We start from the raw sequence: 25,079 nt of genomic DNA, 5'->3' as shown, positions 1-25,079 counted from the left end.
GAGCGCCCGGAGCTTGCGGAGCGCGCTACCCCACCGCTCCCTGACGAGCGCCCGGAGCTTGCGGAGCGCGCTACCCCACCGCTCCCTGACGAGCGCCCGGAGCTTGCGGAGCGCGCTACCCCACCGCTCCCTGACGAGCGCCCGAAGCTTGCGGAGCGCGCTACCCCACCGCTCCCTGAGGAGCGCCCGGAGCTTGCGGAGGGCGCGTCACGAAGGGTCAGGCCGGCGAATGGACCCGGTACCACGCCTGGCGCCGCAGGGCGTCCGGGTCGGCCTCGACGTGGTCGGGGTCGTCGAGGACGAGGACCTTGCGGTCGGCGGTGGTGTAGGCGGGCCAGCCGAAACCGGGGTCGCCGGTGCGGGCGAACCCGCCCCAGCGGGTCTGGACGTTCCTGGTGACCCGGCCGGTGGCGGGCCAGTCGGCGAGGGCGAGACCGGCACCCATCGGAGCCCGGTAGGCACCGAACACGCTGAACAGCTCGGTGGCGTGCGTGGCCCCGAAGCCCGTGGCCTCGAGCACCTTCGTCTGGTAGTCGTAGCGGTAGACGTAGGTCGGGGCGACGGCGCTGTGCCCGTCGGCGAAGGCGCTCATCGGTGCCCAGAAGATCGAGTCGCCGGCCAGCCGGATGCGATCGCGGTCGCCGTCCTCGTAGTGCGAGGCGATCTCGCGCCGGACCTCCTCGTCCTCGACGCGCATCAGGGTGCGTTCGGCGTCGGGCAGGACGTTCCAGAGTTTGGCGAACAGCTTCCCTTCGTCGCGGTTGCTGCCGATCACGAGCGGCACCGGCTGCGTGAGCCCACCCGCGGCGGCGGCGAGCGGCGACCGCGGCAGGAGATCGCCGTCGACGACGGGCGCGAACGGGATCGCACCACCGGCGGTCTGGGTGGCGAATCGCATCAGCCGGTTCCCCGCGGCCAGCAGCAACGCCGGGTTGGGCGAGGTGAGCAGACGCTGGGCGTGGACCGTGTCGACCGGCGGCTCGTCCCGTTCGAGGGAGGTCGCCCGACGCTGCGGGTCGCGCAACAGCCGGACGAACTCGTCCGCGTAGATCTTCGCCGCGTCCTGCTCGACGATCAGTTCCGGGGCGGGACTCTGCGCGATGGCCTGGTGATACAGACCGGTCGTCGACGGTGCGGACAGCAGCGAGAGCACCGACGACCCGCCGGCGCTCTCGCCGAAGATCGTGACGTTCTCCGCGTCCCCGCCGAACGCCTCGATGTTGCCCTGGACCCACTGCAGGGCCGCGATCTGGTCACGCAGTCCGACGTTGGAGTCGAACGGACGGTCCTCGGTGGCGAACTGACCGAGGTCGAGGAAGCCGAACGGACCGAACCGGTACTGGATGGTGACGACGACGACGTCCTGGGCACGCGCGAGGAAGGCGCCGTCGTAGAGCGGGGTGGCGGCCGTGCCGAGGATGAACGCACCGCCGTGGATGAACACCATCACCGGTCGCGGTGCCGACGACGCGGTCTCGGGCGAGTAGACGTTCAGCGTCAGGCAGTCCTCGGCCATCGGTGCGAACTTGCCCGGCGCGATGGCCGTGAACCGCTTCTCCTGGATGGCCGCCTTGGCCACCTTGGTGCAGTCGCGGACGCCGGGCCAGTCGTGGGCGGGCTCCGGTGCGCGGAACCGGCGATGAGCCACCGGCGGTGCCGCGAACGGGATGCCTCGCCAGCTGATGGTCCCCTTGCGCAGCCGCTTCCCCCGGGCGCCCTCGACCACGCCGTTACGGGTGGTCACCTTACTGTCGAGTAATGCCATACCCACCACCGTAGACGAAACGACGACTTCGTCTACCCGCCGTCGCGCACACACCGATCGGGCGGTCCCCGCTGGTCGGCCACCACTACGATGCGCTCATGGGTTCCGGCGCGGCACGCATCGACCTCAACGCCGACCTCGGTGAGGGCATCGGCGACGACGCGGCGATGCTGGCGATCGTCACCAGCGCCAACGTGGCGTGCGGCTTCCACGCCGGCACCCCCGCGCAGTTGCTCGCCACCTGCCGGGCCGCGGTCGATGCCGGGGTCCGGATCGGCGCCCAGGTGTCCTATCCCGATCGCAGCGGCTTCGGACGCCGGTTCATGGAGATGACGACTCCCGACCTCGTCGCCGACCTGGTGTACCAGATCGGCGCGCTCGACGCCCTCGCCCGATCGGTCGGCGGCGCCGTCACCTACGTGAAACCGCATGGCGCGCTGTACAACACCATCGTCCATCACGAGCAGCAGGCGGAGGCCGTGGTCACCGCGGTCCGCGATGTCGACGACGGATTGGCGGTCATGGGGCTACCGGGGTCGGAGGTGCTGTCGCGCGCCCGACGCGCGGGACTCGACACCATCTCCGAGGCGTTCGCCGACCGCGCCTACACCCCGGCGGGCACCCTCGTGCCGCGCGGAACCGACGGCGCGGTGTTGTCGGACAGCGCCGAGATCGCGCGCCGGGTGGTCGAACTCGTCACGACGGGCCGGATCGGCGCGATCGACGGAACCCTGATCGACGTCGACGCCGGGTCGGTCTGCCTCCACGGCGACACCCCGGGCGCGGTCGGACACGCGCAGGCCGTGCGCGACGCGCTCACCGCCGCCGGGATCGTCATCGGCGCGCCGCCGGCCTGAGGGATGGTGCTAGCGGCGTCGCTGGCGGGCGAACTCGGCGAGGACCACACCGGCGGCGACCGAGGCGTTGAGGCTCTCGACGTCGTCGGCCATCGGGATGGACAGGATCGAGTCGCAGCTCTCGCGGACGAGGCGGGAGAGCCCCTTGCCCTCCGAACCGACCACGATCACGGTGGGGCCGCTGCCGTCGTAGTCGTCGAGGGTGACGTCACCGTCCGCGTCGAGACCGACCAGTTGCGCCCCGGCGTCGGCCCAATCCTTCAAAGTGCGAGTCAGATTGGTGGCGCGGGCGACCGGTAGACGCGCCGCGGCACCGGCACTGGTCCGCCAGGCGACGGCCGTCACGCTCGCGCTGCGACGTGCGGGGATGACCACGCCGTGCCCGCCGAAGGCCGCGACCGAGCGGATCACCGCGCCCAGGTTGCGCGGATCGGTGATGTTGTCGAGGGCGACGAGCAGCGGCGGGGTGCCGCTGGCCTTTGCCTCCGCCATCAGGTCGTCCGGGTGGGCGTACTCGAACTCCGGCACCTGCAGCGCGATGCCCTGGTGCATTCCGTTGGTGGACAGGCGATCGAGTTCGGGTTTGCCTACCTCGAGGATGGAGATCGCCGAGTCACCGGCGATCTTCACCGCCTCGGCGACCCGCTCGTCGGGCTCGGAGTTGGTGGCGATGTACAGCGCGGTGGCCGGCACGCCGGCACGCAGGCATTCCACGACCGGATTGCGGCCGAGGACGTACTCGGGGCCTTCGTCCCGGGCCCGCGCCCCGCCGCGGCCGGCCGCCGACTTCGACGCCGCCTTGGCTCGCTTGTGGGCCGGATGATACGGCCGGTCAACCGCTTTCGGTGTCGCGCCACGGGCCTCGAGGCCGCGGCGACGCTGACCACCCGAGCCGACGGTCTGCCCCTTCTTGGTGCCGTCCTTGCGAATAGCGCCTCTGCGCTTGGAATTCCCTGCCATCACGCCTCACCCTTCAATGCCCATTGCGCACCGTCGGGGGTGTCGGTGACCTCGATACCGGCCTGCGCCAGCCGATCCCGCACCGCGTCCGCGGTCGCCCAGTCCTTGGCGACGCGCGCGTCGGCGCGTCGCTGCAATTCCGCCTGCACCAACACGTCGAGCGCGGAGGTGGCGGCCGACTCGTCGGCGGCACCCGCCCACCGGTCGTCCAGTGGGTCGACGCCCAGAATCCCCATCATCGCGCGGACCGTGGCCGCCGCCGCCAGCGCGGCGGCTCCGTCACCGGACTCCAGGGCGGTGTTGCCCTGCCGAACCACGTTGTGCACGACCGCGAGTGCGGCCGGGACGCCGAGGTCGTCGTCGAGTGCGGCGGCGAACTCGGGGTCGACGTCCCCGACGATCACCTCACCCACGCGCGCGCCGACCCGGGCCACGAACGACTCGACGCGCCGATAGCCGGCGGCGGCCTCGGTGAGCGCACCGGGCGAATACTCCAGCATCGACCGGTAGTGCGCGCTGCCGAGGTAGTAGCGGAGCTCGACCGCCCGGACCCGTTGCAGCATCGCGGGGATCGACACGACGTTGCCCAGCGACTTGCTCATCTTCTCGCCACCCATGGTGACCCAGCCGTTGTGTAACCAGTAGCGCGCGAACGCATCTCCCGCACCGTGCGCCTGCGCGATCTCGTTCTCGTGGTGCGGGAAGATGAGATCCATCCCGCCGCAGTGGATGTCGAACTCAGTGCCGAGCAGCGAGGTGGCCATCGCCGAGCACTCGAGGTGCCAGCCGGGACGGCCGGGGCCCCAGGGCGTCGGCCACGACGGCTCGTCGGGTTTGGCCGCCTTCCACAGGGTGAAGTCGCGGGGATCGCGTTTGCCGGTCCCCGCGCTCTCGCCCTGGTGCACGTCGTCGAGCCGGTGTCCGGACAGCGACCCGTACTCCGGCAGGCTCACGACGTCGAAGTAGACGTTGCCGTCGGCGACGTAGGCGTGCCCACGGTCGATCAGGCGCTCCATGTACTCGACCATCTGGGTGACGAAACCCGTGGCCCGCGGCTCGGCCGACGGCGGCAGGACCCCCAGCGCGCGGTAGGCGTCGTCAAAGGCACGCTCGTGGGTGGCCGCCCACTCCCACCACGGCCGTCCCGCCTCGGCGGCCTTCCGCAGGATCTTGTCGTCGATGTCGGTCACGTTGCGCACGAACAGCACGTCGAGGCCCTGGTGGGTCAGCCAGCGCCGCAGGATGTCGAAGGCGATACCGCTGCGGACGTGCCCGATGTGCGGAACTCCCTGGACCGTCGCCCCGCAGAGGTACACCGACGCCTGGCCTGGGTGCAGCGGCACGAAGTCGCGCACCTCTCGGGAATCGGTGTCATACAGGCGCAGGGTCACGACCGGCAATCCTACCGGACCCTGACCTGGTTACCGACGGCCCGAGCCGCAGGTGCGCGCACCTCACGCACGCCCACGACAGACGCCGACCGGGCCGGCCGGCTCCGCGGCGACGGCGGCGGCGATCGCCCTCATCTCCGCGATGGTCGCGGAGAGGACCGCGACCGCCCGCTCCGTGGCGGGATACCGCACGCGGACGTGGATCCCGTCCGCATCGCGCCAGAACCACCATTGCGCGGTGTCCGTCGGTTTGGCGCTGGAGACCTGTTCGGCCCGTACCCCCCGGTGCGGACCCGGCAGGCGCGTGTAGTCGACGTAGGACATCATGAAGACGTCCGACCGGCGCTGACGGAGCCGGTTGCCGAACGCGAGGTAGACCGGGGTCAGCCCGATCTCGGCCAGCGGCAGGGCGGCTGCGAGCCGGACCGTGTTGACCTGGGCCGCCCCGAACAGATCGTCGCCGGCGGTGATCCGCAGGGGCGCGTTGCCCACCGACCAGCCGACGCAGCCGGGGCCCGCGCCGGTGCCGGTGGGCACCACGGTGGCGAGCTCGTCGGGCCCGCCGAGCGACTTGATCGCCATCGCCGCGCAGGTGAGCACCGCGGGGTACGTCCGTCCTCCGTGGCGGTGGACCGCCGAACTGAATGCCCGCGCCGAATCGCCCGGCAGGAGGGTCTCGACGATCGTGCGCATCTTCGCCGATTCGCCCGCCGGGACACCGAGGTCGACGGGGAACTCCGGAACCTGCCAGTCGGTCGCGGCCAGGAATCGTCCCCACTCGCCCAGTCGGGGGTCGTCGGGGGTCACCGCCGCCTCGTCGCCCGCGACCCGACGCAGCGCGTCCAGCCCGGACTCCGCGGGAGCCAGGGCCGCGCCGGCGAGCAGATCGCAGATCTCGGAGGACAGCAGCGCCATCGAGCGCGCGTCGACGTAGCAGTGGTCGAACCCGCAGACGAGGGTCGTGCTCGACGCTCTGCGGACGGCGGCCAGGAAGTGCGGCACCGGCTCGAACGGGTTGCACGTGGCGGTGATCCGTCCGGCCAGTTCGGCCGCGAACTCCGCGGGCCCGAGCCCGGCGTCGGGTTCGTGCCAGTCCTCCTTGACGTCGACGCCGCCGTGCAGCACTCGCTGGTATCCGGTGTCGGTCGCCACGTAGTGGCTGCGCAGGACGTCGTGCCGCGCGATGACGGTGGACACCACCGCGCCCAGGCGCGCGAGCTCGAGCCGCTCGGGGAAGTCGAGCGTGAGCGCGATCCAGCCGGGTTGCCCCTGCGCGATCGAGTCCAGGTGGAATCGCTCGTTCTCCGAGACCGGCGCGCTCGACGACGCCGCGCAGCCGCCGGGTACCGGAAGCCATCGGATCAGTTCCCCCGGCTCGACCTCCCAGGTCTCCGAACTCGAGAGCTTCACCGCTCTGGCCCCCCGCTCGCATAGTCGTCGAGGATGCCGCCGACACGTGCGAGGTGGTCGGCGACCGATGTACGCGCCACCTCGTTGTCGGGGAGATGACACCGGACGACGAGGCCCGCGGGGGTCCGCGTGAACCACAGGTTGGCGTTGCGCGTGGGGCCGACGCCACTCGAGGTCTGCATCGTCGTCAGGGCCGGGTCGTCACCGATCGGTAGTCGCCCCAGATCGGTATAGGACACCATGTACGGGCTGCCGTCCAGACCCCGGAAGACGCCTTCGGCGGCCAGCAACGCCAGGACCCCGTGTGCGGGCACCGAACTCGCGCGGCGCGCGGCACGCACGCTGCGCCCGGCCGCGCGCACCACGTCGTCGAAGGGCGTCGGCTCGGCGGGGAGCTCCACGGCGATCGGGGCGAAGTTGCACAGCCAGCCCTGGGTCCACGCGGTCCCGGCGTCGCGGGTGGCGAGCACCGTGGAGACGAAGAACCGCGACTCCCCGGTGATCTCGCGGTGACGCACCGCCAGGGCGGCGTACAGGAGACCGGCGAATCCCCCGCCGGTCCGGTCCAGTCGGGCGTCGCAGCGCGCGAGCGCGTACGGGTCGAGCAACCACTGCTCCACCGCGACCGCAGGGGCCGGGGCGTCGTCGGTGAGGCCCAGGTCGAGCGGGCAGCGCGGTGCGCGACCGTCGTTGGCCAGCAACACCTCTCGCCACATCGCCACCCGCTCGTCGTCGGGCGGGAGCGCGGTCGCCGCGGACCGTTCGGCGAGCACGGCTTCGCCGAACGCGCCCGGCGCCGGCGGTGTGGGTGTCCTCCCCGCGCAGTGTGCGCGGTAGAGCGCGGTGATCTCGGTCAGTGCGAGCACCGACGAATATCCGTCGCCGTGTGCGTGATCCGTGGCCACGAAGAAGGTGAAACCGGCGTCGCCGACGGTCGCCGCCCACCAGGACCCCGGAACCAGTTCCGCGCGAGCCTTTTCCGACGCCCGACGCCCGACCCAGGTGCCGAGATCGGCCCCGTCCACGACGACGGATTCGGTGTCGGCGACCTCGATCACGTACTCCTCGGGCGGCGCCACCCACCGCTGGGGACCGTCCGGTCCCGGGCGGTAGTGCGCGCGCAGTTCTTCGTGCCGACGCACGAAGTCGGTGAGCGCCGCGGCCATCGCGCCCTCGTCGAGGACGGTGTCGAAACGCAGGGCGGCGAGCAGGAATCCGGTGTGCACCTCGCCCCGACGCCGTTTGTCACCCATCGTCGCCAGGTGGTCGGACTGCAGGAACGAGACCCCGCTCCCCCACTGCTGCGCGGCACGGCGCACTCGATCGGCGTCGCGCAGTTCCCATTCGACGGTCCGACCGCCGATCAGGTGGTCGCGCAGCGGGACCACCACCGAGCCAGGCGCACCGAACCGGGGCGTGGCGAAGACGGTCCGCACGGCGCCGGTCATCAGCTGCCGAGTGCGGCCGTCGACCCTCCGGTGTGCGCTCCGGCCGGCACGGATTCGACCGCACGGTAGGTGTACTCGCAGTCACCGTCGGCGACGATCGTCGTCAGGATCTCCCGGAACGTGGAGAGGAAGACCTCGACCGCGGCGGCGTTCTCGTCGGCGGGGAACCGCGCGGAGACGTTGAGCCCGGTCGGAATCCGGTTGATCCAGAAGTAGACCTCGTCGGCGTCGCGCGTCGCGCTGCGCAGCACGCGCGCCTGGCGAGGTGTCCAGTCGGCCGCACCCTCGGCATGACGGAGGTCGATGTAGGACACCACGAAGCCGGGCGGCGTCACGTCGCCGCCGATGAGTTCGGCCACCGGCGCGAACGGGGCCGCACCCACACTCTTGTACTGCGCGGAGGTCGCCGCGACGGCCGTCAGCGCGTCGGTGAACTTCGCCGGCCGGCCGGGCCGGATCGCGACGGGGATGATGCCGACGAACCAGCCGACGGCTTCGCCCCACTCGATGGCGTTACGGGTGTGCACCGGGCCGATGAATCGCAGATCGGCACTACCCGACAGCGCGGCCGAGGTCATGGACAGCGCGGTGTAGATCCCCGCCGTCATCGACGATCCGGCACCCTTGCACACCGCGTCGAAGCGCTTGGTGTCCGCGGCGTCGAGCAGCCAGTGCGACAAGGTCGCCTGGAACCCGTTGTCCGGCAGGCGTTCCGACACGATGGTGCGCGGCGACCCGGCGGGCACCTCGAAGCGCGGGAAACGCGGGACGGGTTCGGGCTGCACGGCGGTCGGGGTGTCGTCGAAGAAGTCCCGCCACTGACTGACCGCGACGTTGTTGGCGTCGATCTGCTCACCGAGTCGACGCTCGGCGTCGCTGAAGTCGAGGTAGCTGCCGAACTGGTGCAGCGCGTGGGGTTCACCGGTCACCTCGGCGGCGTAGAGCGCGGTGAGCTCGCGGATGGCGAACACCTGGGTGTAGGCGTCCATCACGGTGTGGTCGGCCGCGAACACGAGCAGGAACCCGGTGTCGTCACCGGTCGGCTCCACGGTCACGGCGATGCAGTGCGGCCAGCTCAGCGGCGTGACCGTGCGGTTGAAGTACTCGGTGACCAGGCCGGAGACCTCGTCGGCGGCCAGGTCCGACCCGAAGTCGCGCTCGCGGACGGTGATCGAATCGGCCGAGATGGTGATCCGGGTCAGGTCGCCCTGCGGATGCTCCGGTTCGTGGACGCGTACCGAGGTCCGGAAGGCCTCGTGCCGGCGATACCACGCGATGATGGTGCGGGAGAGGGCTTCCCGGTCGAGCGGATGCTCGATCCGGAAGGCGGTGCCGATCCACTGGCTGTACCACTCCGACCCCTCGCGGACCGCCCGGCGGGCGTGTTCGAGGTGCATGTAGGACAGCTGTCGGGAGTCCGTCTGCCACTCGGTGGCGTCGACCTGCGGCTCCCAGGCGGTGACGGTGCCGCCGGGCATCGAATAGTCGGTCAGCTCGGTGTATTCCATTGCAGTCCACCTACCTTCTGGAGTCGTTGTCGGTGCGGATCACAAACCCAGTCCGCGTCGGAGGGTCGGCCAGCTCTCGCGTTGCTGGTCCACCCAGTAGGGCCACGAGTGCGTGCCCGGGTCGACGTAGCGGATGGTCGCCGGGACGCCCAGGCGATCGAGCCGGGAATCGAGTTGCTGCGTACACCACAGGGAACCGACCTCGATCGCGCCGCCGACGATCTGGCGATCGGTCGGGTTCTCGTTGCCCGGGTAACCGGGCGCGTCGTAGCGACCCGCACGACCGGTCCCGGTGGAGACGTAGACGGTGGACCCGCGCAGGTTCGCGGCCTTGGCCACCACGTCGTGCTCGGCCCAGGCCGGGTCGGTGGGCGGACCCCACATGTTGTCGGGGTTGCCGCCGAAGGCCGTCACGATGCCGCGGGGGTAGGCCTGACCCGCGGGCCCGGTGGTGGTGAAGCAACCGCTGTAGGCGGCCACGGCGTCGTAGAAGCCCGGGTTCCGGACGGCGAGCACGAGCGCCGCACCGGCGCCCATCGACAGGCCGGCGATCCCGCGGACGCCGTTGCCGTCGAAGCGCTCGTCGATGAGGGACGGCAGTTCGCGCGTGAGAAATGTCTCCCACTTGTTTCGCCCGAGCTTCGGGTCGTCGCGTTGCCAGTCGGTGTAGAAGCTGCCGTCGCCCGCGATGGGCATCACGACGTTGACGTTCTTGTCGGCGTAGAACCCGGCCACATCGGTCTTGATCGTCCAGATGCTGTTGTTCGGGTCCTCCTCGTTCAACCCGCCGAGCAGGTACAGGGACGGGCGCGGTCCGGATTCCGCGCGCGGCGTCACGACCTGCACCTTGATCGTCTTCTGCATCGCAGCGGAGTAGACGTCGAGGATGTACTGGTGCGGCCCGTCGGCGGCCACCCGCTCGATGACGGGGCGATCGGGCGCAGCCGCGGCGGGCCCGGCCGCGACCAGCGAGGTGACGACGCTCATCGCGGCCGTCAGGGCTCCGATCACGGATACGAGGCGGACCGTTCCGCGGCGATGAATTGTACGGCGGGTGGTACCCGTCATGTCGTCGCGTCCTCCGAGTTCTGCGGGAAAGTCATCTTCTGACAAAGCTTTTGGGGCTGACAGAGGCCATGGCAGCACCCGGCGGGTCTCACGATGGTCACGACAGTAACGCGATCGACCCCGAATTGATAGTTCGGCGTACTAATTGGCCAATCGCACACTGATCCTCGACAATCACCAGACGGGCGGCACAGCGCGACCTGTGGTAGGCAGCCTGCGGCATCGGGGCGCTGTCGGCACCCGTCGCCGACCTAGGGTTGGCTTACCTTAGCATGGCTACGCACCGGGACCGACCATGCGGGCACCCACGACCGCGGGCACCCTCGAACGGACCGCGCACACCCACCAACGGCAAGGCAGACATGAACTTCACATCCCTGGTCCGCCCCGACCGCACGTCGGCACCGGAGGTCGTCGTCGACCGCCTGACCGCCGATGACGACCTGTTCGTGCGGATGGACGTCGTCCTCGGCCTCCCCGTCGTGAACCAGACGCTCTGGCGGTTCCCCGGCACGGTCGACGTCGACACCATCACCGCACTCGGCCAGAAGTTGCGTTATGGGCGCCTGAGCAGGCTCGTCACCCGACACCGTGGACCCGGCCGCGCGTACTGGCGCTACACCCCGGAGGCGGGCGCGGTCTCGGTGCAGACCGAACCGGTACCGGCCGGCGACGAGGAGGCCTGGGGGCGGGCACAGGCGGACGCCCCACTCGACTTCGAGAACGGGCCGGCGTGGCGGCTCGTCGTCGCCCGCGCGGCCGCCGACGACTCGGTGCTGGTCTCGCTGATCATCTCCCATGTCATCGCCGACGGCGGCACCGGAGCGGTCGCGGTCATCGAGGCCATCCACGGCCTCGACTACGTGCCCGGCGCCGAACCCGGCCTCGTCTCCGACGTCCGCGATGCGGCGGACCTGCTGTGGACCGCGGGCACGACCGCGGCGCGGATCTGGCGGGCGAGCCGGTCCACCCCGCCGCCCTCCCCCGTGCGGGTGACCGGCCGGCCCACACCCGACACCGACGTCTCGAGCGCCGAGACCGCGCCGAATGTCACGGTCCTGATCCCGCAGGCGGACTACACCGGGGCGGCGAAGTCCCGCGGGGGCACCGACAACAGTCTCTTCGCCGCCCTGATGGTCGGCATCCTCGAGCGCAGCGGTCGCGTGTCGGAAGGGGACGTCGTCCCGGTCTCGCTGCCGGTCTCCTCCCGCACGCTCGACGACCGGCGGGCCAACGCCAGCTCGGGCGCAACGGCTTTCGTGGAGGTCGTCCCCGGGCGCTACGACGACCTCACCGCGGTGCGCACCGCATGCAAGGACGCCTACGGCAGACTCGCCGCGAACTCGGGCGCCGTCGCGCAACGAGCCGTCGTGTTGCAGGCGCTGAGCCCGTCGATCACGCGGCGCCTGGCGTCCAAGGTGACCACACCGCTGTGCCTGGCGTCGAACGTCGGCCAGGCCCCCGACGAGTTCGCGACGCTCGGCACCGGAACCGCTGGTGCACTGTCGATCCGGGCCATCACCGCGACCGGCGACCCGGTGCGGTTGCGCGACCGCAAGGGCGGTGTCAGCGGCTGGCTCGCGATCAACGACGGCCACGTGATGTTCAGCGTCAGTTCCCTCGACCCGGTCCGCATCCCCGACGCCGCGTCCCTGCGGTCCCTCGTCGACGACGAGCTCACCGCCTGGGGGATCTCGGGAAAGCCCTGGGGCGCATGAGGTTCGCATTCGCGGTCCACGGCAGCCGGGGTGACATCCAGCCGGCGATCGCGCTCGGCGCCGAGCTCACCCGGCGCGGACACGGGGTACGTCTGGCCGTACCGGAGGATCTGGTCGACATGACCGCCGCGACGGGTCTGCCGACCGAGGTGCTGGCACCGTCGACCGCCGAGCTCCTCGCGAGCCCTCTGGTTAAAGAACGCCTCAAATCGAAGAACCCGCGCGTACGTCTGCGTGCACTCGGCGAGGTCGCCGAACACGGGCGCGCGACCTCCGAGCGCGTGATGCGCGAGCTCGCCGACTCCTCGGATCTGCTCGTGACCGGTCCGCTCGCCCAGGACCGCGGCGAGGCGATCGCACAGAGTCGTGGAATCCCGTTCGTGCCGTTGCACTTCTGTCCGCTGCGGCCCAACGCGAGCCTCGACGTCCGCTACCGCCGCTACCCCCGGCCCGTCTCGCGAGCGATGTGGCTGCTCGCCGACCGCACCTATTGGCTGACGGTGCGCGGGGCGGACCGTCGACTCCGCCACGAACTCGACCTACCGGCCGCGAAAGGCCAACTCGGGAGCCGACTCCGGGCGCGGGGCGTGCCGGAGATCCAGGCCTACGACGCCGCGCTCTTCCCCGGTCTCGACGAGGAGTGGGGCGCGCAGCGTCCGCTGGTCGGATTCCTGTTGCCCGACAACGCGACCCGGAGTGCGATGGCGACCGGGAACGACGCGACGGCCGCCGCGCTGGACTGGATCGGCGGGGGCGAACCGCCCGTCTATGTCGGTTTCGGCAGCATGAAGATCAGCAGCGAGCAGATCACCGCCATCGTGACCACTCTGCTCGCCCGCGGCCTGCGCGTCATCGGGCACACCGAACACCCGCTGCCACACCACGACCGGCTGCTGCACATCGATGGGCCCGTCGACCACGAGCTCCTGTTGCCGCAGTGCGGCGGTGCCGTTCACCACGGTGGCGCCGGCACCACGGCGGCCGTGGCGCGCGCCGGTATCCCGTCGGTGGTCGCGTGGTTGAGCGCCGATCAGCCGATGTGGGCGGCCGCCCTGCGCAGAGCCGGCGCCGGAGCGGGCAATCGTCTCGCCCGGTTCGGCCCGGACGATCTGGCCCCCCTCACCGATCCCGCGGTGGCGGCGGGCGCGGCCGGTCTCGCCGCGCGTCTCACCCCGCCGGCCGAGGCCACCGGCCGGGCCTGCGACATCCTGCTGAGCGCGGGGGGTTAGCCCGCGGCGTCCAACAGCGCGGTGGCCACCGCGGCGATCCCCTCGCCGCGGCCGGTCATGCCCAGGCCGTCGGTCGTGGTCGCCGACACCGACACCGGGCCGCCCAGCACGTCGGACAGCACCTGCTGCGCCTCCGCACGGCGCGGTCCGATCTTGGGCCGATTGCCCACCACCTGTACGGCCGCGTTCACCACGCGGAGCCCGTCGGCCTCGATGAGAGTCCGTACGTGCGAGAGCATCTGGACTCCCGAGACACCCTCCCACTCCGGGCGACCGGTGCCGAACACGGAACCCACGTCACCCAGACCCGCCGCCGACAGCACCGCATCGCACAGCGCGTGGGCGCCGACGTCGCCGTCGGAGTGGCCTTCACACCCCGGTTCGTCGGGAAAATACAGACCGACCATCCAGCACTCGGCGGACGCGTCGACGCGATGGGCGTCGGTACCGATGCCGACCCTCATCGCCCACCGACCATGTCGCGCACGATACGCAGGTCCCAGGGCGTGGTGATCTTCATGGCAAGCGGGTCTCCAGGGACGAGGTGGACATCGATTCCGCATCTCTCGACGAGGCCGGCGTCGTCGGTCGCGATACCGGCGTCATCGGCGTGCGCACGGAGGAGGGCGTCACGGGCGAAACCCTGAGGGGTCTGCACGGCGCGCAACTCCTCGCGGTCGACGGTCCGCGTCACGCGCTCGAGACCGGCCGGGCCGGGCTCGACCTGTTTGAGGGTGTCGACGACGGGAACGGCGGGGACGACCGCCTGATGCCCGGCGCGGATCGCGGCGACGACGTCGGTGAACACCCGCGCGGGGGTGAGTGGTCGCGCGGCGTCGTGCACGAGCAGGATGCCGGCGCCACCGGCGGCGGCGATGCCGGCGCGCACCGAATCCGACCGGTGAGCGCCACCGGCGACGACGCGCACGCCGGTCAGCAACGCCGATGCCCGCTCGACGAGGTCGGCGGGCACCACGACGACCACGGTCGCCCCCAGCGAGGCGGGGATGTTGTCAACGCATCGCTCGATGATCGTCCGTCCACCCACATCCACGAAGGCCTTGGGCACCGGCTCACCGAGTCGGGTTCCCGACCCGGCGGCCGGGATGATGACACAGACTTCTGCGCCGAAAAGCTCCGGCGTAGGTGTCACGAAGAGTCCTGAACCAGGTGCGACCGGCGGTCAGGAAGCGGCGGCGAGGACCTCGTCCAGCATGCTGGTGGCCTTCTCGTCGTCGGTGTTCTGGGCGAGTGACAACTCGTCGACCAGAACGCGACGGGCTCGGGTCAGCATCCGCTTCTCACCGGCCGACAACCCACGATCCTGTTCGCGACGCCAGAGGTCGCGGACGATCTCGGCGACCTTGATGATGTCGCCCGAGATCAGCTTCTCCTGGTTCGCCTTGAACCGGCGCGCCCAGTTGGTCGGCTCCTCGGTGTGCGGGGCCCGCAGAACCTGGAAGACCTGATCGAGACCTTCCTGCCCGACGACGTCGCGAACGCCCACGTACTCGAGCTTCGTCGAGGGAATCTGAACGGTCATGTCACCGTCGGCAACCTTGAGAACAAGGTATTCGATCTGCTCACCCTTGATGGTCCGGGTCACGATGTCTTCGACCCGGGCAGCACCGTGATGGGGGTAAACGACGGTGTCGCCAACTTTGAAATTCAATGTTCCTTGCCCCTTTCGAGTGAAGCCAGTCTAGCACGGGCGTTCCGAGGCACCCACCCAACGGTGCAGGTCAACGCGGTGAACAGGTTTCATGACAGGCTCTTGCGAGGTCGCGAGGGGTGCGCGGTGAGGGTGGGCTACCCCACCGGAGCTCCCCGTCGGCCTGGCGCGGGGTACGCCCCACCACGGTGTCGACCGGGCTCCCCGGCACCGCCCGCCGACCCCTGGGACGACGTGGGCTCGACCACCCGGCGACCGCTGCGGGGCCGTGGCGCCGGCGACGGCGACAGACCAATCGGGTACCCGGCCGGACTTTTCCGCACCGCGCCCACTACGCTGCGTAGTGCAGGGTTTCGCGCGCTGCATGTCGGCTTCGTTTGACCTGGGAGGATCGGGTGTCAGTGCTATCACTTTCCGCGCGGCGGTCGGCGGTTCGGCCATCTCGCATGGTGACCGCGGTTGCCGCGATCGGCATCGCCGTCGCCCTCGGCACCACCGGCTGCGGTGCGGGTCAGATCTCGCAGACCGCCAATCAGCTGCCCGCGATCAACGGCGCGAACGTCAACTACGACGAACTCGAGCTCCGCGACGTGCAGATCCTCTACCCCGAGAACGACGCATCGACGGTCTTCGGCGACGGCGGACCGTTCGAGCTGGCGTTCGTCATCGCCAACTCCGATCCGCTGGTCTACTACCGCCTGAAGGGGATCAACCCCGAGGAGGGCCAGGTCACCTTCATCGAGGGCGCCGAGGCCGATGACCGCATCATCCCGCCGACCGGGGCGCTGCGCGGCGGCACCCCGGTCGGCGCCAACCCGGAGTTCGAGAAGCGCCTCAGCGTCGAGCTCGACAACACCGGTGACACGGTCGCGGCGGGTCTGACGACCGAGCTGACGTTCGTGTTCGAGAAGCGCGAAGCCGACGGCCGCTGGGTCGATGCCGGCCAGACCACCGTCGACGCCCCGGTCGACGGCGGCGCGGAACTCGAGCGCCAGGACGTGGCACGTAACGCCGAGCCGACGTTCTACAACCAGCATCACGGCGACGAGGGCCACGGCGAAGAGGGCTCCGGGGCCGGCACCGGCGAACACGGCGCCGACGGCGAGGGTCACGGCGAAGGCGGCCACTGACCACCGGTCGAACAACTTCCACTAGCGAGGCCCGGCACACGCCGGGCCTCGCTCGTTCTGTCGGCCTCGCCACCTAGGCTGACCGGGTGGCCAGAACCAAGTCGTCCTTCCGCTGCACCGCGTGTGGTCATCAGGTGCCCAAGTGGGTGGGCCGCTGCCCCGAGTGCGGCGAATGGGGCACCATCGGCGAGGTGGCCGGGCCGGCACCGTCGGCGCGCTCGACCGCCGCGGTCGCGCCGTCGAGCCCCGCTCTGCGCATCACCGACGTCGACGCCGAATCGTCCGCCGCGATCCCCACGGGCATCGGCGAGCTCGACCGGGTGCTGGGCCGCGGCGTCGTCCCGGGCTCGGTCATCCTGCTGGCCGGTGAGCCCGGCGTCGGCAAGTCGACGCTGCTGCTCGAAGCCGTCAAACACTGGGCGGCACAGGGCCGCACCGCGCTCTACATCACCGGCGAGGAATCTGCCGGGCAGGTCCGCATGCGGGCCGAGCGCACCGGCGCGGTGCATCCGAACGTCTACCTGGCCGCCGAGACCGACCTCGCGACGATCCTCGGCCACGTCGACTCCGTCGCGCCGTCGCTCATGATCGTCGACTCGGTACAGACCCTCGTCGCCTCCGGGGCCGACGGCGTCACCGGCGGCGTGACCCAGATCCGGGCGGTGACGACCGCACTGGTCTCGCTCGCCAAGAACCGCGGGGTCGCGGTCATCCTCGTCGGCCACGTCACCAAAGAGGGCGCGGTCGCCGGCCCGCGGTCGCTGGAGCACCTCGTCGACGTCGTACTCGCGTTCGAGGGTGACCGGCACTCGACGCTACGCATGGTCCGCGGTGTCAAGAACCGGTTCGGGGCGGCCGACGAGGTGGGGTGTTTCGAACAGCGCGACGACGGCATCCATCAGGTCCCGGATCCCTCCGGAATCTTTCTGCATCAACGTGATTCGGATGTGAGTGGCAGCGCCACCCTGGTGACCATGGACGGCAAACGCGCGCTGGTGGGCGAGGTCCAGGCGCTGGCGAACGGCACCGAGATGAACATTCCGCGTCGGGCGGTCTCCGGCCTGGACATGAACCGCGTCTCGATGGTGCTCGCGGTCCTGCAGGCACGCGGGGGTCTGAAGCAGATCGCGAAGAGCGAGGTATATCTCTCCACGGTGGGCGGCATGCGCGTGACCGAGCCGGCCGCCGATCTCGCGATCGCGCTCGCCGTGTACTCCACGGTGAAGAACCAGCCGATCCCGCAGTCGACGGTGGTCATCGGCGAGGTCGGGCTCGGCGGTGAGGTCCGTCGTGTCTCGGCGGTCGCGCGCCGACTCGCCGAGGCGAGGCGTCTCGGCTTCCGGGAGGCGATCATCCCCGAGGCCACCGACGAGGAACTGCCGACGGGCATCCGGATCCTGCGCGTCGCGAACCTCGGCGACGCCGTCGGTCTCCGCGACGCCGATCCGGTGGACGCGCCCTTCTGACCCGGCCCCCTGGCCGCTACGCCTAGGGGTACATCCGGCGTTTGTACTCCTCCGCCCGGGCGCTCTTCTCGACATGGGCGGCGAAGTGCTTCCGCACATCGATCGTCACGAAGATCGCGTGTGCGCTGGCAACCGGCTCGTCCGGATTGCCGATGTGGGCGACCGCCTCGGTGAAGATCTTGCGGCGCTGTCGGCCCAGCAATGTGCCGGTGAACTGCAGCGTCGAGCCCACCGGGATGGGCCGGATGTAATCCACCTCGAGGTGCACGGTCACCCCGGAGGGCCCGATCAGGAGCGGGATGGTGCCCATCACCTCGTCGAACGCGGTGCTCAGGATGCCGCCGTGGATGACGCCGGGGCCGCCCTCCATCCGGGTCTCGACCTCCATCGACGCGTCGACGGTGAACCCCTCACCCGCATGCACCACCAGATGCAGGCCCTGCGGGGAGTCCGGTCCGCAGCCGTAGCAGGTCGGGTTGTGCATGCGGACGGGTTCGCCCGGCTTGGCCGCCTTCGGGTGGCGTTCCACCTCGTCCAGGTCGTCGGGCACCACGAAACTGCTGCTCTTCACACCCCGGTACCCTAGTCACCATCAGAACGGCCGACGCCGCTGGCATCCGGCCCGGCGCGGGTGGGCGCGCCGTCCCGGCGGGACGGACGGGTCACTGGAGGGAAGTCATGGTTGCCGAGGTGGTCAGATCCGAGCTGACGCGCGACACGGTGGCGCGCGTCGCGCCCGGCACGCCGCTTCGTGACGGCCTCGAACGCATCCTGCGCGGCGGGACCGGCGCCCTCATCGTGCTGGGACACGACTCCGACGTCGAGAAGATCTGCGACGGCGGTTTCCACCTCGACGTCGAGTTCGCGCCGACGAGACTGCGCGAGCTCGCCAAGATGGACGGCGCCGTCGTGCTCTCCACCGACGGCAAGCGCATCGTGCGGGCCAACGTCCAGCTGGTCCCCGATCCCTCCATCCCGACCGAGGAGTCGGGCACCCGCCACCGCGCGGCGGAGCGGACCGCCATCCAGACCGGGCATCCGGTGATCTCGGTGAGCGCGTCGATGTCGATCGTGAGCGTCTACGTCGACGGCGCCCGCCGGGTCGTCGAGAGCCCGGACCCGATCCTGTCCCGCGCCAACGTCGCGCTGGCCACCCTCGAGCGGTACAAGGCCCGGCTCGACGAGGTGATCTCGGCGCTGTCGCGCGCGGAGATCGAGGACTACGTGCTGCTGCGCGACGCGATGTCGACCGCCCAGCGCATGGAGATGGTCCGTCGTGTGTCGGCCGAGATCGAGGAGTACGTCCTCGAACTGGGTGTGAACGGCCGGCAGGTCAGCCTGCAGCTCGAGGAGCTGATCAGCGACAACGACACCATGCGCGAACTGCTCGTCCGCGACTACTACGCCAGCCCTGAGCCGGCGACCGCCGAGGATGTCCGGCAGGCGCTCGAGGTCGTCGAAAACCTCAGCGACGCAGACCTTCTCGACCTCACCCTGCTCGCCGGGGCCTTCGGGTACCCGACGACGATCGAGGCCCAGGACACGGCGATGAGTCCCCGCGGTTACCGTCTGCTCGCCCGGATCTCGCGACTGCAGTTCGCCCACGTGGACCGGCTCGTGCGTAGCTTCGGGACCCTACAGGCGCTGCTCGCGAGCTCGTCGGCCGATCTGCAGGCGGTCGAGGGTATCGGCAGCATCTGGGCTCGCCACATCCGTGAGGGGCTGTCCCGCTTGGCCGAGACCAGCATCGAGCGCTACGACTAGTAGCCTGGCCCGGCGAACGTGACCGTCGCTCAGGGCTGTTGGGCCGGGGCGACCATGTTGAACGTGATCGGGAACGATTCGCGTTCGCCGATCTTGCCGATGGCGGAGTAGGAGCCGGCGGGCACCTGGGTCCGCGGGCGCTCGCAACCGGGGCTGCTGGTGGTGCCCGACCAGGTGATCGTGTCCTTGACCTGCTGCGCAGGCTTGAGCACCACGTTGTTGACCGTGTTCAGCGGCGAGCAGTCGCGCGCCGACCACAGCGTCCGGGTGCCGTCCAGGGTGCGGACGATGACGTTCTGCACGGCCTTGCCGACGTCGCGGGTGCACTCGGACAGTCCCGCGTTGGTGGTCACGATGGTGAACACCGGGTTCTGCCCGATCGTGTAGGTGGGCTTGTCGGTGTAGAGGACCACCGAGATCGCCTGATCCGGGCACAGGGCCGGCCCACCGGCCGCTCCGGGAACGCCTGCTGGACTTGCCGATTCGACCGGGGTCGCGGACCCCGCGGGCGGCCCCGCCGGAGCACCCGCCCCGCCGCCGGCGCCGCCCCCCGTATCCGGTTCACCGGAGGCGCCACCCGCCTGTGGCTCCGACGCGGGTGGCGCGGATGTCGTCGACGAGGCCGACGAACTCGACGACACGCTCGCGGTGGCTGCGGTGTTCTGCGGATCCCCGCTTCCCGACGTCATCCACACGATCAGTGCGACGACCAGACCGACCACGACCAGCGCACCACCCACGGCGACGACGCGGCGTCGCCAGTAGATCTCGGGTGGCAGTGGGCCCTGGGGTTCGATCACGACCACAACGCTAACGGCCGGGTCTTGACTTCTGGTTCACCACGTGCGGCGTGTCGCAGCGGGAAAGCGGTCCCGAGCAGGCAAAGTCTAGAGTTCGCCTTCAGGTCCACCGCATACGGAGACGAATACGGCGTCAGGCGGACTCGGCCGCCACCGCGGTGGGCGACGGACGTTCGCCGATATCCCCGTACACGCCCTGCACGCTGACCTGTCCCTCGCTGAGCCGGTAGGTCAGGCCGACGATCGCCAGGCGTCCGGTGCTGATCCGGTCGGCGATGATGCGGCTGCGCTGCATGAGCAGCTGCCCGGTCTCCACCACGTGGCGGGCCTCGAACTCGTCGACCCGCGACAGGCCCTCGCTTCGGCCGGCGAGGATGCTGGGGGTCACGCGCTCCACGACGTCGCGGATGTATCCGCCGGGGATCTGGTTGTCGTCGAGCGCGTCGAGGGTGGCCTTGACGGCACCGCAGCTGTCGTGCCCGAGGATCACGATGAGCGGCACCTGCAGTACCTCGACGGCATACTCAAGCGAGCCGAGGACGGCCGAGTCGATCACGTGGCCGGCCGTGCGGACGACGAACATGTCGCCGAGGCCCTGGTCGAAGATGATCTCGGCCGAGAGTCGCGAGTCGGCGCAACCGAACAGCACGACGTGCGGGTGCTGGCCGGCGGCCAGCCGCGCACGGTCCTCGATACCCTGGCTGGGATGCTGAGATTCACCTGTCACAAATCGGTCGTTGCCGTCGCGCAGGATGCGCCAGGCCTGCCGTGGTGTCGTTGCGGTCATGCCCAATAGTGTGCCATCGGGCCATCTGCTCGGTTGGTTCGATATGCATGAACGGGATCTCCCATGGCGTGACCCGTCGTGTAGCGGCTGGCAGATCCTCATCAGCGAGATCATGTTGCAGCAGACGCCGGTGTCCCGGGTGGTCGAACCCTGGCGGGAGTGGGTCCGGCGGTGGCCGGTCCCGTCGGCGATGGCGGCTGAACCGGCCGGGGAGGTCCTGCGGGCGTGGGGCAAGCTCGGCTATCCGCGGCGCGCGCTCCGCCTCCACGAGTGCGCCAAGGTGCTGGCCGCCGATCACGACGATCGGGTTCCCGACGATGTCGAGACCATGTTGGGGTTGCCCGGGATCGGGGACTACACCGCCCGGGCGGTCGCCTGCTTCGCCTACGGGCAGGCCGTGCCGGTCGTCGACACCAACGTCCGGCGGGTCATCGTCCGCGCCGTCCACGGGCGCGAACAACCGGCGAATCCGTCGCGGCGGGATCTCGCCGACGCGCAGGCGCTGCTCCCCCGGTCCGCCGACGGCACCTACGCCGCCTACGCGCCCCGCTTCTCGGCGGCGCTGATGGAACTCGGCGCGCTCGTCTGCACGGCCCGAAACCCCAAGTGCGACAAGTGCCCTCTCGTCGACGGTTGCACCTGGGTCGGCCTCGGCCGGCCGACGCACGCCGGACCGCCACGCCGGGTGCAGAAGTTCGCCGGCACCGACCGTCAGGTGCGCGGTCTGCTCCTGGATGTCCTGCGCAACACCGACGACGCCGTCGACCGCGCCGCACTCGACGTCGTATGGACCTCCGACACCGCCCAGCGTGACCGGGCCCTGGATTCGTTGCTCGTCGACGGGCTCGTGGAGATCACCGCGAGCGGACGCTACTGCCTCGCCGGCGAGGCATAGCTCCGCGGGACTCCGCCGAACGGCTCTGAGACGGCTGTACCGGAACTCCGCTCGAGCCGGCGATGACAGACCTCATAATCCGTGCCGGGTTCATTGACCAGTCGTTTGATCGTTCGGAGATAGTCTCCCACCACGCCCGGATCGTTGCTAATGTCCCGATCCATGAGTCAGCCGCCGTATCCCCCTGTCCCGCCGCCGGACCCGCAGCAACCGGGCGGCTTCCCCGGGCAGCAGCCGCCCCAATACGGGCAGCAGCCGCCGCAGTACGGGCAGCAGCCTCCCCAGCAACCGCCGTACGGCCAGCAGCCGCAGTACGGCCAGGCGCCGCCTCCGCCGCCTCCGGGCGGGCCGCAGTACGGCGATGCCGGAGCGTACCCCGGAGCTCCCGATCCCTACGGCGCACCGGGGGATTCGGGCAAGATCGACGTGGGCACCGCGTTCTCGTGGGCCTTCGGCAAGTTCAAGAACAACGTCGGCGCGATGATCCTGCCGGGCCTCGCGGTGTTCCTGTTGGGCGCGGCACTCATCGCGGTGGGGTTCTCCGCGGTCTCGCTCTTCGGCACCACCGAGACCGTCGACTACGGCAACGGCTTCTACTACGAGGAGACGTCGCTCGGCCTTGGCGGCGGGATCCTCCTCGGCCTGGTGTACCTCGTTTTCATCCTGGGCCTCCTCTACATCCAGGCGAGCATCATCTCGGGCGCGGTCCGGGTGGCCAACGGCGAACCGGTGACGGCGAAGTCGTTCCTGACCCCGATCCGTTTCGGGCCGGTCATCGGCACCGCGATCCTCGTCGGCCTCATCACGGGTATCGGCTACGCGCTGTGCATCATCCCGGGCATCGTCGCGATGTTCTTCCTGATGTTCTCGGTGGTCGCGACCATCGACAAGAGCCTGTCGCCGATCAACGCGATGAAGGCGTCCTTCGAGCTGACCAAGTCGAAGGTCGGCGACTCGATCCTGACCCTGCTGGTCACCTACGCCATCAACCTCGTCGGTGTGCTCCTCTGCTACGTGGGACTCATCGTCGCGGCTCCGGTGGCCCAGCTGTTCCTGGTGCACTGCTGGCGCCGGCTCAACGGCGCGCCCATCGCGCCGGCCGACCCGGCCTGACGCCACCCGTTCCTTCTCGGGGCGTACACGATTCGTCGTGTACGCCCCGAATCACGTTGCGCAGCGGTCTCAGCGGTCGAGGCCGGACAGGAATGCCTCCACCGCACCGCGATACACATGTGGCGCGTCGTCGTGGATCAGGTGTCCGGCATCCGGCACGCGGAGATACCGGGCGTGGTCGTTGGCCGCGCACATCGTCCGCATCTGCCCCGGCGGGGTGACCCCGTGTTCGGCCTCGATCAGCAGCGCCGGCACGCCGACCGAACGCCATTGCGTCCAGAAGTCGCGTCGGCCCCATTCCTCGGCGATCGCGGCCCACAACGGAATCCGACCGTGTAACCGGCCGTCGTCGAAGGCCTCGAAGAAGTAGCGGCCGGCCACCGGCCCGAACATCTCGACGGCTTCGGCCTCGGAGGCGAATCGGTCCGGCCAGGACTCGAACCACGGGGTCCAGCTCGTGGTGGTCCGGCCGCGGAAGTCGGGGGCCATGTCCTCGACGACCAGCGCTGCGACGAGTTCGGGGTACTCCGCCGCCGCGCACCAGGCGTGCAGGGCTCCCATCGAATGCCCGATGAGGACCGCAGGCCCGCGGTCGATCCAGGTGAGGACCTCGGCGAGGTCGGCGACGAACCGCTCCGTCGCGAGTTCGCTGTCGTCGCAGGGCTCTTCGGCGTCGGCGCCGGTGTGGAAGGCGGCGTCGTAGGTGAACACCCGGCCGTACCGGCGCAGCCACGGGACCTGGCGGCGCCATGTCCGTCCGCGGCCCATCAGGCCGTGCACCAACACGATGGGCGGCGCCGCGCGCTCGACTGTGGTCGACGATCCGTTCGCGTCGTCCGCGACTTCGGGACCGCCGTGGTCGCGAAGTCCGGTCTCCTGCGGAACCTCACCGTCGAACATGTCAGAACTGTAGTCGCAGAACCTCAATGCCACCGACGACCGGCACGGGCCCGACCGCCGTGTCGTCGTTCCGCAGACGACCGCCCCCGCGCAGCGCCTATGGTGGACGCATGTCTGTTGTGAAGATCAATGCCATCTCCGTCCCCGAGGGTGCGGGCCCCGAACTGGAGAAGCGGTTCGCCAATCGCGCCCACTCGGTCGACGGGTCCAAGGGGTTCCTCGGATTCCAGCTGCTGCGTCCGGTCAAGGGTGACGACCGCTACTTCGTCGTCACCGAGTGGGAGTCCGAAGAGGACTTCCAGGCCTGGTCGGCGGGCCCGGCCCGCGAGGCGCACTCCGGTGAGCGCGCGAAGCCGGTCGCCTCGGGTGCCGATCTGCTCGAGTTCGAGGTCGTGCTCGACGCTCGGCCCAGGTCCTGAGACGAGCACGCCCTGACCCCTGAACCGGCGGCGGGCGAGACGCTCGTCGCACCGATGTTCCCGCTCGGCACCGCCCTGGTGCCGAGCGCGGAACTGCCGCTGCGCATCTTCGAACCGCGGTATCGCCAGATGCTCGACGACCACGTCGACACCTCGACCGATCCACCCACGGTCCGATTCGGCGTGGTGCTGATCGAGCGCGGTTCCGAGGTCGGCGGCGGCGAGTCACGCTGCCGCGTCGGCACCCTGGCACACGCCGAGATCACCGGCCGGCTGCCGGACGGCCGCGCGACGCTGACCGCGATCGGCCGACGCCGGTTCCGGGTCGAGGAGTGGCTGCCCGACGATCCATATCCCCGCGCCCGCATCACGGTGTTGCCCGAGCGGACCCCGAGCCGCTCCGATCTTGCCCGTCTGCGCGACCTCGCCGAACGACACCGCGAGCTGATCCGGCGGAAGTTCCGCGCCGCCGGCGAGGACCCCGAGCCGATCATCGCCGCCTTCGCCCTCATCGACTCCGATCCCCGGGCCGCGGACCTCTCGCCCATCCACCGGTGGGCGGCGCAGACGGCGGGACAACCGCATGACCAGCAACGAATCCTCGAGGCCGAGGACCCGACCGATCAGATCGAGATCCTCCACGACGTGATGCAGGGGATGGAGGCCCGGGTGGCCTTCGGGAGTTCCTGACGACCACCCCTGGCATCAGAGTTAGAACGTGTTCTAGTATTGCGTGTGCCGTAGTTCACACCTGTCCGTCGGCGGCTGTCAGCCGCCCA

Annotated in this window: 24 protein-coding genes; 10 read left to right on the top strand and 14 right to left on the bottom strand. The window is 70.3% G+C overall.

Annotated elements, in window-relative coordinates:
* Positions 1-217: 217 nt before the first annotated feature.
* Positions 218-1,765 carry a carboxylesterase/lipase family protein gene (locus ACFVHY_RS02290; RefSeq protein ID WP_390267861.1) on the bottom strand — a complete coding sequence of 516 codons (1,548 nt, stop codon included), beginning with the start codon at positions 1,763-1,765 and terminating at the stop codon, positions 218-220.
* A 98-nt stretch (positions 1,766-1,863) separates the two neighbouring features.
* Here ACFVHY_RS02290 and ACFVHY_RS02285 point away from each other — a divergent pair, with 98 nt between their 5' ends.
* Positions 1,864-2,622 carry a LamB/YcsF family protein gene (locus ACFVHY_RS02285; RefSeq protein WP_390267858.1) on the top strand — a complete coding sequence of 253 codons (759 nt, stop codon included), beginning with the start codon at positions 1,864-1,866 and terminating at the stop codon, positions 2,620-2,622.
* A 9-nt stretch (positions 2,623-2,631) separates the two neighbouring features.
* Here the strand turns inward: ACFVHY_RS02285 and rlmB are convergent, their stop codons facing one another.
* The 6 genes from rlmB to ACFVHY_RS02255 all read right to left on the bottom strand — a co-directional run bounded on the left by rlmB (position 2,632) and on the right by ACFVHY_RS02255 (position 10,407).
* Positions 2,632-3,582 carry a 23S rRNA (guanosine(2251)-2'-O)-methyltransferase RlmB gene (gene rlmB / locus ACFVHY_RS02280; RefSeq protein ID WP_390267855.1) on the bottom strand — a complete coding sequence of 317 codons (951 nt, stop codon included), beginning with the start codon at positions 3,580-3,582 and terminating at the stop codon, positions 2,632-2,634.
* Positions 3,582-4,973 carry a cysteine--tRNA ligase gene (gene cysS / locus ACFVHY_RS02275; RefSeq protein WP_390267852.1) on the bottom strand — a complete coding sequence of 464 codons (1,392 nt, stop codon included), beginning with the start codon at positions 4,971-4,973 and terminating at the stop codon, positions 3,582-3,584. The genes rlmB and cysS overlap by 1 nt, the downstream gene beginning before the upstream one ends.
* Positions 4,974-5,036: 63 nt before the next feature.
* Complete coding sequence (locus tag ACFVHY_RS02270) at positions 5,037-6,383, bottom strand: condensation protein (protein ID WP_390267849.1); 1,347 nt, start codon at positions 6,381-6,383, stop codon at positions 5,037-5,039.
* Positions 6,380-7,831: an acyltransferase gene (locus ACFVHY_RS02265; RefSeq protein ID WP_390267846.1), complete on the bottom strand. Its 1,452-nt coding sequence runs from the start codon at positions 7,829-7,831 to the stop codon at positions 6,380-6,382. Before ACFVHY_RS02265 ends, ACFVHY_RS02270 begins: the two co-directional genes overlap by 4 nt.
* Positions 7,831-9,339: a condensation domain-containing protein gene (locus tag ACFVHY_RS02260; protein ID WP_390267843.1), complete on the bottom strand. Its 1,509-nt coding sequence runs from the start codon at positions 9,337-9,339 to the stop codon at positions 7,831-7,833. Before ACFVHY_RS02260 ends, ACFVHY_RS02265 begins: the two co-directional genes overlap by 1 nt.
* Positions 9,340-9,378: 39 nt before the next feature.
* On the bottom strand, positions 9,379-10,407 hold the full coding sequence (locus ACFVHY_RS02255; RefSeq protein WP_390267840.1) for an alpha/beta hydrolase: 1,029 nt from the start codon (positions 10,405-10,407) through the stop codon (positions 9,379-9,381).
* Positions 10,408-10,769: 362 nt separating this feature from the next.
* On the opposite strand from ACFVHY_RS02255, the gene ACFVHY_RS02250 reads away from it, so the two are divergent.
* Positions 10,770-12,125, top strand: a complete 1,356-nt coding sequence (locus ACFVHY_RS02250; protein ID WP_390267837.1) for a hypothetical protein — start codon at positions 10,770-10,772, stop codon at positions 12,123-12,125.
* Positions 12,122-13,354, top strand: a complete 1,233-nt coding sequence (locus ACFVHY_RS02245) for a nucleotide disphospho-sugar-binding domain-containing protein (RefSeq protein ID WP_390267834.1) — start codon at positions 12,122-12,124, stop codon at positions 13,352-13,354. Before ACFVHY_RS02250 ends, ACFVHY_RS02245 begins: the two co-directional genes overlap by 4 nt.
* Here the strand turns inward: ACFVHY_RS02245 and ispF are convergent.
* The 3 genes from ispF to ACFVHY_RS02230 are packed head-to-tail and all read right to left on the bottom strand — an operon-like array spanning position 13,351 to position 15,026.
* Positions 13,351-13,818, bottom strand: a complete 468-nt coding sequence (ispF, locus tag ACFVHY_RS02240; RefSeq protein ID WP_055475225.1) for a 2-C-methyl-D-erythritol 2,4-cyclodiphosphate synthase — start codon at positions 13,816-13,818, stop codon at positions 13,351-13,353. The genes ACFVHY_RS02245 and ispF overlap by 4 nt on opposite strands.
* Positions 13,815-14,507: a 2-C-methyl-D-erythritol 4-phosphate cytidylyltransferase gene (ispD, locus tag ACFVHY_RS02235; protein WP_226512552.1), complete on the bottom strand. Its 693-nt coding sequence runs from the start codon at positions 14,505-14,507 to the stop codon at positions 13,815-13,817. Before ispD ends, ispF begins: the two co-directional genes overlap by 4 nt.
* 30 nt (positions 14,508-14,537) lie before the next feature.
* Positions 14,538-15,026, bottom strand: coding sequence for a CarD family transcriptional regulator (locus tag ACFVHY_RS02230; RefSeq protein WP_004020903.1), 489 nt, complete (start codon positions 15,024-15,026; stop codon positions 14,538-14,540).
* 446 nt (positions 15,027-15,472) lie between these two features.
* Here ACFVHY_RS02230 and ACFVHY_RS02225 point away from each other — a divergent pair, with 446 nt between their 5' ends.
* Together ACFVHY_RS02225 and radA are read left to right on the top strand one after the other, a co-directional pair.
* The gene (locus ACFVHY_RS02225) at positions 15,473-16,156 is read left to right on the top strand and encodes a hypothetical protein (RefSeq protein WP_390267829.1); all 684 of its coding nucleotides are present in this window, start codon (positions 15,473-15,475) and stop codon (positions 16,154-16,156) included.
* Between the two features lie 86 nt (positions 16,157-16,242).
* Entirely contained in the window at positions 16,243-17,622 is a 1,380-nt protein-coding gene (radA, locus tag ACFVHY_RS02220; RefSeq protein WP_390267826.1) for a DNA repair protein RadA, read from the top strand.
* 22 nt (positions 17,623-17,644) lie between these two features.
* Here radA and ACFVHY_RS02215 read toward each other — a convergent pair whose 3' ends face one another.
* Complete coding sequence (locus ACFVHY_RS02215) at positions 17,645-18,193, bottom strand: PaaI family thioesterase (protein WP_055475229.1); 549 nt, start codon at positions 18,191-18,193, stop codon at positions 17,645-17,647.
* Positions 18,194-18,300: 107 nt separating this feature from the next.
* On the opposite strand from ACFVHY_RS02215, the gene disA reads away from it, so the two are divergent.
* A complete protein-coding gene (gene disA, locus ACFVHY_RS02210) occupies positions 18,301-19,386 on the top strand; it encodes a DNA integrity scanning diadenylate cyclase DisA (protein WP_055475230.1) in 1,086 nt (361 codons plus the stop codon).
* 29 nt (positions 19,387-19,415) lie between these two features.
* Here disA and ACFVHY_RS02205 read toward each other — a convergent pair whose 3' ends face one another.
* Positions 19,416-20,186: a hypothetical protein gene (locus ACFVHY_RS02205; protein ID WP_390267822.1), complete on the bottom strand. Its 771-nt coding sequence runs from the start codon at positions 20,184-20,186 to the stop codon at positions 19,416-19,418.
* A 133-nt stretch (positions 20,187-20,319) separates the two neighbouring features.
* Positions 20,320-20,973, bottom strand: coding sequence for a carbonic anhydrase (locus ACFVHY_RS02200; RefSeq protein ID WP_390267819.1), 654 nt, complete (start codon positions 20,971-20,973; stop codon positions 20,320-20,322).
* Here ACFVHY_RS02200 and ACFVHY_RS02195 point away from each other — a divergent pair.
* A complete protein-coding gene (locus tag ACFVHY_RS02195) occupies positions 20,972-21,868 on the top strand; it encodes an A/G-specific adenine glycosylase (protein WP_390267816.1) in 897 nt (298 codons plus the stop codon). The two genes, ACFVHY_RS02200 and ACFVHY_RS02195, sit on opposite strands and share 2 nt — an antisense overlap.
* A 162-nt stretch (positions 21,869-22,030) precedes the next feature.
* Entirely contained in the window at positions 22,031-22,981 is a 951-nt protein-coding gene (locus tag ACFVHY_RS02190) for a hypothetical protein (RefSeq protein WP_390267813.1), read from the top strand.
* A gap of 69 nt (positions 22,982-23,050) precedes the next feature.
* On the opposite strand, the gene ACFVHY_RS02185 is transcribed toward ACFVHY_RS02190, so the two are convergent.
* The gene (locus ACFVHY_RS02185) at positions 23,051-23,881 is read right to left on the bottom strand and encodes an alpha/beta fold hydrolase (protein ID WP_390267810.1); all 831 of its coding nucleotides are present in this window, start codon (positions 23,879-23,881) and stop codon (positions 23,051-23,053) included.
* A gap of 110 nt (positions 23,882-23,991) precedes the next feature.
* Here ACFVHY_RS02185 and ACFVHY_RS02180 point away from each other — a divergent pair, with 110 nt between their 5' ends.
* Positions 23,992-24,300 (top strand): antibiotic biosynthesis monooxygenase family protein, encoded by a 309-nt coding sequence (locus ACFVHY_RS02180; RefSeq protein ID WP_390267807.1) that lies wholly within the window; start codon positions 23,992-23,994, stop codon positions 24,298-24,300.
* Positions 24,301-24,354: 54 nt separating this feature from the next.
* Positions 24,355-24,990, top strand: a complete 636-nt coding sequence (locus ACFVHY_RS02175; protein WP_390267804.1) for an LON peptidase substrate-binding domain-containing protein — start codon at positions 24,355-24,357, stop codon at positions 24,988-24,990.
* Positions 24,991-25,079: the final 89 nt, after the last annotated feature.

The organism is Gordonia sp. NPDC127522 (assembly GCF_042672305.1).
Taxonomy (GTDB): Bacteria; Actinomycetota; Actinomycetes; order Mycobacteriales; family Mycobacteriaceae; genus Gordonia; species Gordonia hongkongensis.
This window is presented reverse-complemented; position numbering and strand designations above follow the sequence as displayed.